General features: G+C 47.5%; 14 protein-coding genes. 6 read left to right on the top strand and 8 right to left on the bottom strand.

Annotated elements, in window-relative coordinates:
- Positions 1-2 precede the first annotated feature (2 nt).
- From Dvar_RS36715 to Dvar_RS36685, 7 genes are all read right to left on the bottom strand, one after another.
- Positions 3-596, bottom strand: a complete 594-nt coding sequence (locus Dvar_RS36715) for a TetR/AcrR family transcriptional regulator (RefSeq protein ID WP_419658379.1) — start codon at positions 594-596, stop codon at positions 3-5.
- Between the two features lie 139 nt (positions 597-735).
- Positions 736-1,614: a lipoyl synthase gene (lipA, locus tag Dvar_RS36710; RefSeq protein WP_419658377.1), complete on the bottom strand. Its 879-nt coding sequence runs from the start codon at positions 1,612-1,614 to the stop codon at positions 736-738.
- Positions 1,611-2,360: a lipoyl(octanoyl) transferase LipB gene (lipB, locus tag Dvar_RS36705; protein WP_419658375.1), complete on the bottom strand. Its 750-nt coding sequence runs from the start codon at positions 2,358-2,360 to the stop codon at positions 1,611-1,613. The genes lipA and lipB overlap by 4 nt, the downstream gene beginning before the upstream one ends.
- Before the next feature lie 71 nt (positions 2,361-2,431).
- Positions 2,432-3,886, bottom strand: coding sequence for an aminomethyl-transferring glycine dehydrogenase subunit GcvPB (gcvPB, locus tag Dvar_RS36700; RefSeq protein ID WP_419658373.1), 1,455 nt, complete (start codon positions 3,884-3,886; stop codon positions 2,432-2,434).
- Complete coding sequence (gcvPA, locus tag Dvar_RS36695) at positions 3,883-5,217, bottom strand: aminomethyl-transferring glycine dehydrogenase subunit GcvPA (RefSeq protein WP_419658372.1); 1,335 nt, start codon at positions 5,215-5,217, stop codon at positions 3,883-3,885. Before gcvPA ends, gcvPB begins: the two co-directional genes overlap by 4 nt.
- Positions 5,218-5,222: 5 nt before the next feature.
- Positions 5,223-5,621 (bottom strand): glycine cleavage system protein GcvH, encoded by a 399-nt coding sequence (gene gcvH / locus Dvar_RS36690; RefSeq protein WP_419658370.1) that lies wholly within the window; start codon positions 5,619-5,621, stop codon positions 5,223-5,225.
- Between the two features lie 13 nt (positions 5,622-5,634).
- Positions 5,635-6,078, bottom strand: a complete 444-nt coding sequence (locus tag Dvar_RS36685) for an Lrp/AsnC family transcriptional regulator (protein ID WP_419658369.1) — start codon at positions 6,076-6,078, stop codon at positions 5,635-5,637.
- Positions 6,079-6,182: 104 nt separating this feature from the next.
- Between Dvar_RS36685 and Dvar_RS36680 the strand changes: the two genes are divergently transcribed.
- A complete protein-coding gene (locus tag Dvar_RS36680; RefSeq protein WP_419658367.1) occupies positions 6,183-6,569 on the top strand; it encodes a hypothetical protein in 387 nt (128 codons plus the stop codon).
- Between the two features lie 7 nt (positions 6,570-6,576).
- On the top strand, positions 6,577-7,407 hold the full coding sequence (locus Dvar_RS36675; RefSeq protein ID WP_419658365.1) for an OmpA family protein: 831 nt from the start codon (positions 6,577-6,579) through the stop codon (positions 7,405-7,407).
- A 13-nt stretch (positions 7,408-7,420) separates the two neighbouring features.
- Here Dvar_RS36675 and Dvar_RS36670 read toward each other — a convergent pair whose 3' ends face one another.
- The gene (locus tag Dvar_RS36670; RefSeq protein ID WP_419658364.1) at positions 7,421-7,855 is read right to left on the bottom strand and encodes a DUF4124 domain-containing protein; all 435 of its coding nucleotides are present in this window, start codon (positions 7,853-7,855) and stop codon (positions 7,421-7,423) included.
- A gap of 374 nt (positions 7,856-8,229) precedes the next feature.
- Between Dvar_RS36670 and ftsH the strand changes: the two genes are divergently transcribed.
- From ftsH to Dvar_RS36650, 4 genes are all read left to right on the top strand, one after another.
- Positions 8,230-10,032, top strand: coding sequence for an ATP-dependent zinc metalloprotease FtsH (gene ftsH, locus Dvar_RS36665; RefSeq protein WP_419658363.1), 1,803 nt, complete (start codon positions 8,230-8,232; stop codon positions 10,030-10,032).
- An 18-nt stretch (positions 10,033-10,050) separates the two neighbouring features.
- Complete coding sequence (gene cls, locus Dvar_RS36660) at positions 10,051-11,487, top strand: cardiolipin synthase (protein ID WP_419658362.1); 1,437 nt, start codon at positions 10,051-10,053, stop codon at positions 11,485-11,487.
- Positions 11,488-13,144: 1,657 nt separating this feature from the next.
- Positions 13,145-14,938, top strand: coding sequence for a type III secretion system outer membrane ring subunit SctC (gene sctC / locus Dvar_RS36655; RefSeq protein ID WP_419658361.1), 1,794 nt, complete (start codon positions 13,145-13,147; stop codon positions 14,936-14,938).
- A gap of 80 nt (positions 14,939-15,018) precedes the next feature.
- Entirely contained in the window at positions 15,019-15,534 is a 516-nt protein-coding gene (locus Dvar_RS36650) for a SctD/MshK family protein (protein WP_419658359.1), read from the top strand.
- The last annotated feature ends 82 nt before the right edge of the window (positions 15,535-15,616 follow it).

Raw genomic sequence — 15,616 nt, 5'->3', positions numbered from 1 at the left:
TTTCAGGGGCTGGCAGGGGCGTCAAGCGATCCCTGTTTCAGTCCGCTGATGATAAAATTCTCATAAATATCAGATATTTCATCAACTTTCAGGCGCCCGCCGGGTTTGTACCATGAGGCGCCGGCTGTACACAGGGTCAAGATGGCATAAGAGAGAATCTTGACGTCTGCCTCCTTGAACACCCCTTCTTCAGCGCCTTTGTGGATCAGATCCTGAAATATCAACTCGTACTCGTCTCGAATGTTGACAATGGCCCGGTAGTGCTCGGCGCTGAGGCCACGCAGTTCGCTGTTGGCAATGAAGTTTTCCTTTTGACGTTCCAGGTGAAAACGAACGTGACCGCGGATGGCGGCCCGCATCTGATTCTCAATGTCTTCGGTTCGTTCCAGACATTTTTTTAAAAAAGCGGTTAACTCGAGCATGGTGGATTCCAAAATATGGAAAAGCAGTTCCTCTTTGCTGGCATAATGATAATAAATGCTGGCTTTTTGGATGCCACTGCCTTTGGCGATGTCACTGATACTGGTTGCAAAGTAACCTTTCTTGAAAAAGAGATTGATGGATACCGCTTTTATTTTTGCTTTCATCTCGGTCATGGTGAGGTTGGAACTCCTGACATAAGAGGGCATGAAAAGATTATTTTACCGACCGGTCGTTAGGTATATTTTAATTAACGTAGTCCTTGTATTGTTGTCAAGTCTAAAAAGTGAAAGTGATTCAGTTAGATGATGATCATTATCTGCCACCATACATCGCGCCGGCATGGTAGGAGCTTCTGACAAACGGCCCCGAGGCCACTTTTGCAAAACCGGTTTGCAGGGCGAACTCGCGCCATTGGTCAAATGATTCCGGCGGAATGTATTCCACCACGGGAAGATGCTCGGCTGTGGGCTGAAGATATTGGCCGATGGTGAGCATGCGGCAGCCGGTATGGTGGATGTCACGGATGACCTGCCGGACTTCCTGTTTTGTTTCACCAAGGCCCAGCATGATACCGGATTTGGCAGGGATTGACGGCGCCATGGGCTTCACCCGGGCCAGCAGTTCCAAAGAGCGATCGTAATCGGCCTGGGGGCGCACGCTGCTGTAAAGGCGCCGAACGGTTTCCATATTGTGGTTGAGTACATTGGGACCCGCCTCGAGTACAGTCTGAAGGGCTTTTGGATCGCCCTGAAAATCGGGGATGAGGACTTCGATTTGTACACCGGCGATTGTTTCTTTTAAAGCATGGATGGTGGCGACGAAATGCCCGGCCCCCCCATCGGGCAGGTCGTCGCGGGTCACCGCGGTCACAACAACGTAGCGCAGCTTCATCCGGGCTGCGGCTTCGGCGACCCGTCGGGGCTCGTCGGCATCCAGGGGACCCGGCTTGCCGCCGTCGATATTACAAAACCGGCAGTTACGCGTACACGTGGCCCCCATGATCAAAAAGGTGGCGGTGTGGGCGCTGAAGCACTCGAACTGGTTGGGGCAATTGGCTTCCTGGCACGCCGTGTGAAGCTGGCCTCTGTCGATCATGCGGCGGATTTTTTCGTAGTCGGCACCGGTGGGCAGTTTGCGTCTTAACCAGGCAGGCTTGCCGGTGCGGATAGGTCTTGTGGCGGATTTGGTCATGATGGGTGGCCTTTATTGGTTAAGGGGTCGAGGGTCACGTTCAGATCTCTACAAAGCTGCTCTGGTGATAGACAGTCTAAATCGAAACCGAATATTTCGGCAACGCTTTTCGCCATGACCCGCCTGGCCTCTGCCATGGAAACGGCGTGGCCCAGGAAGCGTTCAATGGATGTCATGCGGACCTGTTTCAACCCGCAGGGATTGATCCAGCCAAAGGGGACCATGTCCGTGTTGACGTTCAGCGCCAGTCCGTGAAAACTCACCCCCCGCCGTACGGTGATGCCGATGCTGCCCAGCTTGTCGCCGCTCAGCCAGACCCCGCGATTGGCTGGATCGGTTTGGGCACGGATTTGCCAATGGGCGGCGGTGCGTATCATGGCCTGCTCAAGTCCACTGACGAATTCCACCACTTTCAGCCGACGCCGGCTTAAGTGGATGATCGGATAGACCACCAACTGGCCCGGGCCGTGATAGGTGATGTTGCCGCCGCGATGTGTGGGTATCACCTGTACACCTTTTTCGGCGAGAAATTGATCACTGACGCACAGATTTTCTCGGCCGCCGCGCCGGCCCAGGGTGAATACGCGGGGGTGCTCCAGGCACAGAATCACGTCAGCAACAAGCCGTCCATCCGTTTTGGCGGAAACAATGGCCAGCTGTAATTCAAGGGCCTTGTCATAGGCGGTTTCAGGCAGATCGACCCACCAACAAGAAGGGATTGGCGATGATGTATATTCCGTTTGCATAAGCCCTTTTAAGATCCCTACCGGAAAAATACAAGACAGGCCTATCGGCTACACTTTTTCAAATTATTGCTTTACCCCTTAAGGCAGGGCTTCCTGGCTGCCAAGGTTTCATCCAACCGACGCACTTTGGGATATTGAGGCGATTCGTGCAGGCAGTCGGGACAGGCCTCGGCCTCCTGGGCAATCTGCCGCATGGCATCGATAAAAAGGTCCAGCGTTTCTTTGGATTCGGATTCCGTGGGCTCGATCATGATGGCGCCGCTGACCACCAGCGGGAAATAGATCGTGGGCGGATGGAACCCGTGGTCCATCAGCCTTTTGGCAATGTCCAGGGTGGCCACATGATGGGCCTGCTGATGCTTGTCGGTGAATACGCATTCATGCATGCAGGGGCGGTCATAGGGCAGGTGATAGACGTCCTTGAGGCGCTGCTTGATATAATTGGCGTTGAGCACGGCGTATTGGCTGACCTTTTTGAGATGCCTGCCTAAACTTCGAATATAACTGTAGGCACGGATGAGAATGCCCACATTACCATAAAAGGCGTGTACCTTGCCCACCGAAAGCGGATGATTGTCGTCCAAGCGGTATATCTCTTTCTCTTTAACTATCCGCGGAGTCGGCAGGAAGGGCTCCAGTTGCGGGGTGACACAAACCGGCCCGGCCCCCGGCCCCCCCCCGCCATGGGGCGTGGAAAAGGTTTTGTGCAGGTTCAGGTGCAGCACATCCACGCCAGTCTTGCCGACATTGACGATTCCCATCACCGCGTTCATGTTGGCTCCGTCGCCATAGACCAGCCCGCCTTTTTTATGAACGATGTCGGCGACCTGTCGGATATTGTCCTCGAAAAGGCCCAAGGTGTTGGGATTGGTGATCATGATCCCGGCCGTATCCTCGTCCATCAGTGCGTCCACCGCTTCCGGCACGAGAACACCGTTCGGACCGGACTGCACCGCCACGGCCTTGAATCCACACAGGGCGGCACTGGCCGGATTGGTGCCGTGGGCCGTATCTGGTATGAGAACTTTACTGCGCGGCTTGCCCTGGTGTTTATGGTAGGCGGCAAAAATCAGCATGCCGGTCAGCTCGCCGTGGGAACCGGCAGCCGGTTGCAGGGTGACCGCCGGCAGACCGGTAATCTCACCCAGCAGGTGTTGTAGTTCGAACATCAGTGAGAGAATACCCTGAGAAAGGCGTTTCGGCAGCAAGGGATGGGCGCCGGCAAAACCGGGCAGGGTTGCCTGACGTTCATTGGTCTTGGGGTTATATTTCATGGTGCATGATCCCAGCGGATACATGCCGCTGTCGACACCAAAGTTCCACTGGGAGAGTTTGGTAAAGTGGCGCACCACATCAAGCTCGGAAAGATCTGGAAAATCAGGGCCGTCACCCACGAGCTGTTTGTCCAACGGGGCTTCATCCACATCGCGCTTGGGCAGGGAAATGCCCGTGCGCCCGGGAGAGCCTTTCTCCCAAAGCAGTGGTTCGTTAAAAATCAGGCCGGTGGTTCCCATTTTTTCTTTCATTTGGCCACCTCCTTGACCAGGGTGTCGATGTCGGCTTTGTCGATGGTTTCGGTCACACACAATAGCCAGCAGTCGGAAAGCTCGGGATAGTACGGTGAAAGGTGCAGACCGGCGACGATCTTTTTCTCCAACAGCCGCTCCCAGGTGCCCTCAAACCCACCTGGAAAACGCACCACGAACTCGTTGAATGTGGGGGCGCTGAACGGCGAGGCGTAACCGGCCTTGGCCAGGCTGGCCTTGAGATATTCTGCCCGGTCTCGATTGAGCCTTGATAGTTGCCGGATACCCGTACCGCCCAGGGCCGCCATGTACATGGTCGATGCCGTGGCGCACAGTCCTTGATTGGAACAGATATTGGACGTGGCCTTTTCACGCCGGATATGCTGCTCCCGCGTGGCCAGGGTGAGAACAAAACCCGTCTTGCCGTCCCGGTCCATGGTTTTGCCGATCAAGCGCCCTGGCATGGTGCGCAGGTACTGCTGTTTAGCCGCGAACATACCCAGGCCGGGACCGCCGAAACTCTGGGGAATACCCATGCTTTGGCCTTCGCCGCAGGCAATGTCGGCGCCGCAAATACCGGGGCTTTTGAGCAGGCCATAGGCCAGCGGCTCACTGAAGGCAACCACAAAAAGCGTCTTGGAATCGGCATGAATGATTTTGCCGGCGGCGGTAAGGTCCTCGATGCAGCCGAAAAAATTGGGGCTTTGTAGGGCCACACCAGCCAGTTCCCCAAGATCCTTCAAGGTTGAGAGGTCCGTACGACCGTCTTTACCCACGGGAAGCTCCACCACCTCGAAGCCGGTGGGTGCAAAATACGTCTGTACCACTTTGCGGTACAGGGGGTGAATGGCGCTGGACACGGCCACTTTCTTGCGTCGGCTAACCCGGATGGTCATCAGCATGGCTTCGGCCAGTCCCGATGCCCCGTCGTACATGGAGGCATTGGCCACATCCATGCCCAGCAGGCGGCAGACCAGGGTCTGATATTCGTAGATGGTCTGCAAGGTGCCCTGGCTGATTTCCGGCTGGTAGGGGGTGTAGGCGGTAAAAAGTTCACCCCGCAGCAAGAGCTGGCGGGTGATTTCGGGAATATAATGATGATAGCTGCCGGCGCCCATGAACACCTTATGGGTGGAGGCGGCACCCATGGCGGCGGCCATCTGATCCATATGCCGGTTGAGCTCCCATTCGGTCAGGGGCTCGGGCAGGTTCATCGCTTCCTTGCGGCGGCAGTCGTCGGGGATGCTGGCGAAGAGCCCATCCAGATCCTTGGCGCCCACCACCTGAAGCATCTGCTTGATGTCTTCCTGGGTATGGGGCAGGTATCGCATGGTAATTATCCTTTCAGCATTGCAAGATAATCGGCCTTGGATTTAAGCGAATCCATTTCAGCTGGATCGCTGGCCTTGACTTCAATCATCCAACCACCGCCATATGGATCCGTGTTGACCAATTCAGGTTGATCGGTCAATGTCTCATTGATGGTGGTGATTTCGCCACTGATGGGCATATAGAGTTCTGACACGGCCTTGACGGATTCCACCGTGCCAAATTCATCGCCCTTGCTAAATGTGCTGCCGACCTCGGGCAGCTCGACGAAGACAATATCTCCCAGTTGATCCTGAGCGTAATCGGAAATACCGATGCGCACCGTATCGCCGCTTTCTTTGGCCCACTCATGGTCATCGGCGTATCGGACATCCTCCGGCAGATTCAGTTCACTGATCTCTTTCATGGTTTTCCTCCCTTTAAAAAATGTACGGTATCTTTAAATTATAGCTCTTATAAACCACAAATGTCTCTACCGACTGTACGCCATCCAGTTTAGAAACTTCTTGGGTGTAGAATTCGAGTAGACCAAAACCTTCTTTGAGCAGCACCACAAGGATCAGGTCGAAACGACCGGTAACCACGCTGACGGATACCACGCCACGAATGCGACTGAACTCCTCGCCTTTTTTGACCAGGTCCATGGTGCTCAGTTTGACACCCACCATTACGATTCGATGTCGGGGGATGGCCTCTGGATCCACCAGGCCTTTGATTTCAAGCACGTGTTCGTATTCCAGTTTACTGACTCTTGACCGGACCGTATTTTCCGATACGCCAAGTTCATCGGCGATGACCTTGTAGGATTTTCGCCCCTGTTGCAGATGCCGGATGATGGAGATGTTCAACTCGTCGATTTTCATATGTATTTTTTTAGGGATAGTGGATTTTCGGAAGCTGTCCTTACCTCCATTTTAAATTATACCGAATACCTGGTTAACAACCTTGGAGATAATTTTAATTTTACATGCTATATGAAAAAACTGTCAAATATATTTTAATTTTATGCAGAAATCTTCAGAATAAAATACAAAAACAAATGAAAGGCACACTTTTATGGAAAAATTTTTCCAGGCCAGGGGGCAAAAAACATTTTTGGTTCCCGTTGATGGCCGCAGTAGATCTGGCTGGCAGGCTGGCTGCATACATTCAACGTGAAACCCTGATTTTGAATATTGTCATCGAGGGCGTGTTGGCCATTTTCGATAAATGTACGTCTGTAGAAATATCTCATCTGTTGCTATCGTATGTTGAAACCGACGGGATGATTACCCACGCCGTCGGCTCGTCAAAGCCGTTTGGCATCTGGCAAAAGTGGTCATCAATGATGAAAACAAACGGTTTGGTGAGGTAAAAAAGTGATGCAGGCAAGCAGACCATCTATTGCCTGGCGTATTCACCGAATTTCCGGCTGCACGAAGGAGGCCAGATTTCAGACAGCTTGTGGCCAAAAGAGCGGAGAAAACGACGCTTTTTTGTGGAGTCTTGCCGATTTAATGACGCTCTTACTTGTTTTCTTTATCATGCTTTATTCCAACGCCGTCAGTCAATTGTTGGATGGGCCGGTACACGCTGCGGAACAAGAAAAACCCGGTACAACCATGTCCCATGATAGTCTGGTTGGCGTATTTTCAGAACGCAGCAAAGAAATGCCGGTGCTGGACATCGAGGCGGGTGAGCCTGGTAACAAGCAACCTGAGATGTCAGTGGAAAAGGCGCCTGTTGCCATGCAGCCTGACGTGCTTCAAACGGATGAAGGCGTGAACCATCGGATGCTGGCGAATCTGGAGGATGGGTTTAGCAACGATTTTTATGTGCGATGGGATGACCGCCAGCCGGTCATTGTACTCGGGGAACGGATCACTTTCAATGCTGGCGAGGCAATCCTGCTTGTCGACGCGCATGATGCATTGAGGCGCGTGGCTCAGCTGATCAGTGAGCTTGACAACTGCCAGGTTGTTGTCACCGGGCATACCGATAACTGCCCCATTCATACCAGTGCCTTTCCATCCAATTGGGAGTTGTCTGCAGCTCGTGCCGCCAGCGTGGCCAAAGCGCTGGTGCAAAGCGGTGTCTCTCCTGGTCAGTTGGTCATTCAGGGACAGTCGCAATTCAATCCCCTTGTTCCCAATACGAATCAAGAGAATAGACGCCGCAACCGACGAGTGGAGATCTCGTTGATCAGTAAATAAAATATTTGCTGGGTCAGGGCTCCAGTTGTTTATCAAGCTGATCGAGTTTGTCCTGAACCTGCTTGATTAAATGCTCTTTCTGGCCGGTGGAAAAGGTGGGGCCAAGGCCTCGGTTGCGGATGCCTTCGAGCTCTTTTTGGAGTTTTTGCCGTTCCTGTTCAAGCTGTTGGATATGTTTCTCATCCTTTTGCTGCTGTGCAGCTTGTCTGGCCTTTGCTTTTCTTTCAGACTGCTCTTCAAAATGACGGTCGGCTTCCTGACTCGCTTCTTCTACCATGCGGTCATATTCTTGCCGAAGCTGATCGCTGTGATCTTGATCAGTCCGAAATTCATTAATAATTTCAAAATCCTGAGCATCTTCCGGAGGCTGGGCGTTGGAATACCGTTTGACGCCATCCGCATCCGTCCATGTATAAATGGTGCCCGCCAAGGCCGCATTGCCGAGCATGAAAAAGCCAACCAAGCAGAATAATGCTATTATTCTATCCATTTGTGCCTCCTGTGAAGGTCAAGCGAATATTGACTGAAAGCTTGAAAACTTGTTTGACGCTTCTTTCTAAAAATATTCAACTATATGAAAATACAAGTAAATTATAAACGATCAATACTGCAAGTCAACCCAAATATGACAATCTGCATCAAATATCGTCACTGGCCATGTGATGATTCGGCCATGATTTATTGTCAACAAATTGGGTTCTATGGTAGAAAAAATATCAACTCATACTATATTTACTTTACCCAAGGTTAGATTCGCCTTTAGCGATGAACTGTTAGCCCGTTTCTGCTGAGCATTAATCAGAAATTCATTAAGGAAAGCGCATGGATAAAAAACACCAATTCAATCTGTCATATGTCTTGATGGCCATCTTGGGCGTTCTGATTTTGCAGAATTTGCTCATGGCCCAGTTCAGGCCCCAAATTATTCCTTACAGCGAATTTGTTCAGGCGGTCATTGACGATCGGGTAAAGGAGATTTCTATCAGTGAGACCGCTATTCATGGAAAAATGAAAGATGAAAAAGGCGATGAAATTTTTTTCAAAACCGTCCGCGTAGATAATGACCTGGCCAACAAGCTGTCGCAGCACCAGGTAAAATATTCCGGTGAGGTTGAAAATACTTTTTTCAAAACCCTTTTTTCCTGGTTGATACCGATCTCCATCTTTTATGTGATCTGGTTTTTCCTGATGCGGCGTATGCAAACCGGTGCAGCCGGGATGATGACCCTGGGGAAGAACAAAGCCAAATTGATCGGTGAAAACGATATTGAAACCCGCTTTTTAGATGTGGCGGGTGCCGACGAAGCCAAGGAAGAGCTTGACGAAATTGTGAGTTTTCTTACCGAACCCCAACGTTACCAAAACTTGGGTGGCCGTATGCCCAAGGGAATCCTTTTGGTCGGACCGCCGGGAACCGGCAAAACCCTTTTGGCCCGGGCGGTGGCCGGCGAGGCCGGCGTACCGTTTTTTTCCATCAGCGGCTCGGATTTTGTCGAAATGTTCGTGGGCATGGGCGCGGCTCGGGTTCGGGATCTGTTTACCCAGGCCCGGGACAAAGCACCATGCATTATCTTTATCGATGAACTGGACGCCCTGGGCAAGGCCCGCGGGGCCGGAATGGTTGGCGGGCATGATGAACGCGAACAGACCCTCAATCAACTGCTGGTGGAGATGGACGGGTTTGACTCCCGTAAAGGGGTGGTGATCATGGCCGCCACCAACCGTCCTGAAGTACTTGACCCGGCGCTTTTGCGTTCCGGGCGATTTGACCGCCAGGTACTGGTGGACCGTCCGGATGTGAAGGGCCGTGAAGAAATTTTAAAGATTCACGCTAAGAATATAAAGCTGGATGATACGGTCGATTTAGTGGTGATCGCTCAGAAAACACCCGGGTTCTCTGGTGCCGATTTGGCCAACGTGATCAACGAAGCGGCACTGCTGGCAGCCAGAAAACATAAATCTGCAGTAGGTCTTGAGGAACTGGATGAAGCGGTCGACCGGCTGATCGGCGGGTTGGAGAAGAAAAACCGGGTGATCAATCCCAAAGAAAAGGAAATCGTGGCCCATCACGAGGTTGGCCACGCGCTGGTGGCCGCCCTGACGCCGGGATGCGATGCCGTTCACAAAATTTCAATTATTCCCAGAGGACTTGCCGCCTTGGGCTATACTCAGCAGCGCCCCACGGAAGACCGATATCTGATGAGCCGTCAGGAGCTGTTGTCCAAAATCGATGTTCTGTTGGGTGGCCGTGTGGCCGAGAAGATCATGTTTGAAGATGTTACTACCGGTGCGCATAATGATTTGCAGCGAGCCACGGATATTGCCCGGGCCATCGTTTCCGAATACGGCATGGGGGAGACGCTGGGGTTATCAACCTACCCGCGTAACCAGGGGCCGGGGTTCCTGAATAACCAGTTTGGTGGTGGCGGATCACGAGAGTACAGTGAGCAGACGGCTGCCAGGCTGGATGATGAGGTGCGACAGATTCTTCATCAACGTGAAACGCGGGTGACCGACTTGTTAAATGAGAAAAAAGATGTGCTTGTTGCTGTTGCAAGACTGCTACTCGAAAAGGAAGTGATCATGGAAGATGAATTCATGAAGATGGTCAATTCCAATGGATGATAACAAAAGCTTGGTGATATGCCTTCAGTAGAATTGGTGATTGAATATTGGGTGCTGCTGGTGCCTCTGATTCTTCATGGTGTGGGTATCGTTTTTATTTTCGATGTCCTCATGCACGGTCGAACCAGTCAGGGAACCATCGCCTGGGTGATGGCACTGTTTTTCTTCCCCTATTTGGCCGTTTTTCTCTATATGATGTTCGGTGCACGGCGCATCGACGATTATGCTGCCGCCCACCAGTCCGGTACAACCGACATCCACCACCTGGGCAAACAACTGCGGCAGGACCGTCAACTGCGCAATCTGATGGTCAGGGAAACGCCGCAGATTGATGTGCTCAGTGATATTTACCAGTTTCCCATTATGAAGGGGAACCACTGCAGCCTCCTGATTAACGGCCAGGCCACGTTCGATTCCATTTTAAATGGCATTGCCACTGCGCAACATTATATCCTGATTCAATTTTTCATCGTCCACGCGGATGACTTGGGCAATCGAATCAAGGCCGCCCTGATCGAGCGTGCCAGGGCCGGCGTTAACGTCTATTTTCTTTATGACAAGGTCGGCTCGGTGCGGCTGCCCCGCGCGTATATCGCTGATTTGAGGGATGCCGGTGTGCATGTGGGGGTTTTTCGGGTCGGGCGCGGCTGGTTGAACCGCTTTCGTGTCAATTTTCGCAATCATCGCAAAGTCATTGTTGTCGATGGTGAAAAAAGCTGGGTGGGTGGTCACAACATCGGTGATGTTTACCTGGGGAAAAGCCGGCGTTTTAAAACCTGGCGGGATACCCATGTAATGATGGCGGGACCGGTGACGCTGGCCGTACAGCTATCTTTTGTGGAGGACTGGCACTGGGCTTGTGGCAGACTTCCCGAGGTCTCCTGGGCGCCGCCACCGACTGTGGGCGCCGAACCGGTGCTTTGCATTCCCACCGGTCCAGGCGATCTGGTGGAGAGCTGTTCGCTGATGATCGTCCAGGCTATTAATGCCGCTACACGGCGGTGCTGGATGTTCAGCCCCTATTTTGTGCCGGACGTGGCCGTAATCAAGGCTCTGCAACTGGCGGCCATGCGCGGGGTGGATGTGCGGATTGTCATACCGGCCAACCCGGATAAACGGGTCGTGTGGTGGGCCGCCCACAGCTATTTGTCCGAAGTTGCCGTGGCGGGTGTGAGGATGTACACCTACCGGGAAGGCTTTATGCATCAAAAGGTGTTTTTGGTTGACGATGCGCTTGCCGGCATCGGCACCGCTAATCTTGACAACCGTTCGCTAAGAATCAATTTTGAGATCACCATGGTTTTTACCGCGCCGGCCTTTCTTAAAAAAATAGAGAAAATGTGCCTGGCTGATTTTGCCGTATCCAATCCCCTGACCACGGATGATGTTTATCGGCGCTCATTTGGTTTCCGATTGGCAATCCGTGCCGCAAGACTATTCTCACCCATTTTGTAATTTTACTTCCCAAGCCAATCATTCACAACAGCAGAAAAGCAATTAAGAGCAAATCTTTAACAATAAAGTGAATGATTAAGAAATGAAACAATGCTAACAAAAGACCTACTAAAATTTAACAATATTGTAACGCTTGGCTAACGCATTCAAGTTAAACACATCGTCGTTTTTTAGAGAAAGTCACCTGAATCAAGGCTGTGATAAGACTTTCATCACGTTCTGTACCAAAAAAGATACGTACAATTCGTTGATCGTTGGGTTCATCGATCTGGTGTTAGAGATAGCATTTTACACTTCAAGCTTAAACAAAAAAACGATGATACGGATTCTTGTTGGATTAAGAGACACATCTGTTAATCATTTTTGAAATCAACCACCGGTGAATCACAGGCTGAAGTGAATTTTTTCATATTTTTGTCTCAAGGCTTCTCATAAACACGACCTGACAAATCGGAAAGTGAAAAGGACACCAGATCAGACGTTGCCAATGGATCGCGGCCAGCGATAATAGCCTTCACCCCTGGTGCGTTCCCTTTCTGGCTTTTGCAACTGTGGGATTAAGTGTGTAAGGTGAGAAAAAATCGTACTTTTTTAAGAACCAGTTACCATTTTTTCCCTCATTTAAATAATAAGGCTGTAATGAGTACTTAGAAAAAGAATGATTACTTCGAATACCTAACTTAGTTAGCAGGTATTGTCTGATTTGTAAAATTCATTATCGGTGAAAATATTTATTTTTAGATCTTTAAAAATCATTGAGAATCTATGATTCTTGTTAAAACAAACAAAACGTATTGATATTAAACCCTTTATTAGAGAGTAGTGGATTGATGCGTGTGTTGACATAATTTTTTGTTATCCATAGGCCATTAAATAGAAAAATAGGATAGTCAATAAAAACATGTAGATAGAAAGTTTTCGGGTGAATCAGAGAGAAGATAAAAAAGTAATATTACATATTGAAACAGAGCTTGACAATAGCGATTATGCCTGATAACTCAAATTCACATTTAAGCGAATGATTGGCTTATAGATCTTCGGTGAGAAGTTGAGTCAATGGCACCCGAAAGGCTTTATTCTCATGGTTCATGACCATTCGTGAAGGAGGCATTGGGACGAAAAAAAATAGCATCATCTTGATAATTTCGTAACATCTATTTAACATTTATAAGTAAAATTCACCATTGCTCTACTTTGAGAAAGTCAGATTGATATAAGAGGTATTAAGACTGCTCTCAAGTTCCACAAAAAAGAAATCAAAAATAAACTAGTTTTTGATTCATCGATTAATACGCTGCCCTACAATTCCACTCTCCGATCTCCGTTCAATAATCGATGATAATGGATCCTTTTTTTCTATCAGGTCTTCAAGGAACCAGGGATATGTTTGTGCCAAACAAACCGTTTGCCCAGAGTAATCGATTAAAGTTGACAATTGAACATCTATCTGAATCCAAAATTTGGCATAACCTCCCGAAAAATCGTTATTATCAACAATCAACGTCGCATTTTTTGCATATTTTGCAGCTGGATGTAAGCGAAAGGGCGGAGCTATAATATTTGCTTTGAAAAACGACAAGTTGGCAACATAAATTTTTTCTATTCCTTAGGTTATAGTGTATGTCATTTAAAGATATTTTCGAATCGTACTTAATCTATGCTTAAATACAAAAAAAAAATTATATCATCTATTTTAGACATTGTCTTATTTCTCTTCATTGTGATCTTTATATGGCAAAATACAAATGCTCTTGGATCTGAGGTAAATTGGAATAAAAAAAGATATAGCCATTATTCAGAAAAAGAGGATATCAAAGATTTGCTGACAGATTTTTTTGCATCTCAAGGTATCGGGGTCGTTTTTAGCGAGGATGTGAAGGGGGCAGTAAGCGGAAATTTTAAGAATGAAAAGCCAAAAAATTTTTTTATTAACATTTCTAATGCATATAATCTGATTTGGTATTATGACGGCGCAGCAGTATATATATACTCTGCACATGAAATGACGTCGAAAATACTGAATCTGAGATACCTGAACATGCAACAGCTTAGAAAGAACTTGGATGAATTGGATATTCTTGATTCTAAGTTTGTTGTTCGAATAATTGACAAGGATCGCATTGTCTATATTTCGGGCCCCCAACGTTACGTAGAGCTCATTTCAAATTTGGCTGAACAATTAGATGAGAAAGCCTGGGCAATGCGAGGTGAAAACGATATCGTAAAAGTATTTAAGCTTAAATATGCATGGGCGGAAGATAAAACCATAATATTTCGTGATAGGGAGTTAACCGTTCCAGGAGTGGCAACAATTCTTAGAGATTTATTATCTGGAAATACGGCTCCAAACCAAGTGCAAACCGAACAGCCAAGGCAACTAAGCACAAATCTTATAAAATTAAAGGGTCAAGGATTAGCGAGGAGAAAAAATAAACAGGAAAAAAATATAAATAGGGAAAAATCAGATAATGGTCAAACAGACGAGCAATTAGAACAAGAGATTTATCAATACCCTACTGTATACGATGAAGAAAATGACATTGGTGTGATTAAAGCAGATATAAGGCAAAACGCTGTTGCGGTTAGAGACCGTGAAGAGAAAATGCCCTATTATAAGGAAATAATAGATTCGCTGGATGTACCGACTGGATTGGTGGAAATCAAGGCAACCATAATCGATATTGATAGAGGCAGTGTCGAGGATTTAGGCGTAGAATGGGAGTTTAAATCGACAACCGGAGATGGTGAGAATGTATACCAAGGGGTATGGAATACTAGTGATACTAGCGATCAATTCTCAATGGATAACGGATTGCAACTTCCGGTAGGAAATGGCTTGAATCTGGCTACGGTTATCGGTGACGCAGCAGATTATTTTCTTGCGAAAGTGCATGCTTTGGAAGAGAGAAATCATGCAAAAATATTATCTAGGCCTTCAGTATTAACCCTTAACAATATCGAGGCACAATTAGAAAACAGCCAGACCATGTACGTTCGTTTGGAAGGCGAAAATGAAGTTGACCTCTATGACATTAACACAGGTGTGGTGCTAAAAGTTACCCCGCATATTATTGAAGAAAATTATTCATCCCTGATAAAGCTTTCCATACAGATAGAGGATGGAGAGTTGTTGTTGGATGAACAGGTCGATGATATCCCGACAGTGAAAAAAAGTGTGGTCAATACACAGGCCATTATTGGTCACAATGAAAGCCTATTACTTGGTGGTTACCTAAAAGAAACCAACGTTGATATCGATCAATCAATTCCATGTTTGGGAAAAATTCCTTTCATCGGTTGGTTATTCAAAACAAAGTTCATGGAAGGCAAGGAAATTGAACGGCTTTTTCTTATAACACCAACCATAAAGCCTTATGGCAGTAGTGATACAAGAGTAAGATTAAATAATAATGAAAATCGAAACAATTTTAAATTTAAAAGAAGCAATTAATATTTAAAATAATGGTGCTGTCAATCAGTCGAATAGTCAAAATTTTCGTTAATTTTTTATTAATTAAAATGATCATTTCGATGTCAATAGACTACCGCGTTATGCAAATATGTCAATTGTCAATAGTGATGGCAGAGTCCAATTTTAAAATATCAAATGATAAGACAGAAAACAAAAAATTACCAAAGAAGAAGAAAAAAAATATAAAATTATTAAAGAAAAAAAATAATGAAGGTGTTGCCAAAAAAACAAAAAAATATGATGAAAATAAAGCGTGGCTAAGTAGGATTAAAAATAACAGAAATCTGAAATATGATCAAGAATTAGAAGAAAAAACTGATAAAGAAAACAAAGGAAAAAACAAAAATATTAGTCTTCTATCAGAAATTTTTTATAAGACAAATAACAATGTTAAAAAATATAAAAAGAAAAGCATTTGTGGTTTAAGTATTGGGAATCTTCCTTATGTTATTCTTAGTAACGGTAAAAAAGTTTTCGAAGGTGGTAGGTTAGACAACCAATGCATTATTGAAGAGATAGATACAGATTCTATTGTTATCAATTGCAATGGACTAAAGCAAAAAATAATTTTGTAAATATATGAGGTAATGAATTCGGATGTTTTAAAAATACGCGGCAAATATATAACAAATTAGTGCATAGGATAGATTGGAAAGA

The organism is Desulfosarcina variabilis str. Montpellier, assembly GCF_048565275.1.
In the GTDB taxonomy this organism is placed as follows: Bacteria; Desulfobacterota; Desulfobacteria; order Desulfobacterales; family Desulfosarcinaceae; genus Desulfosarcina; species Desulfosarcina variabilis.
This window is presented reverse-complemented; position numbering and strand designations above follow the sequence as displayed.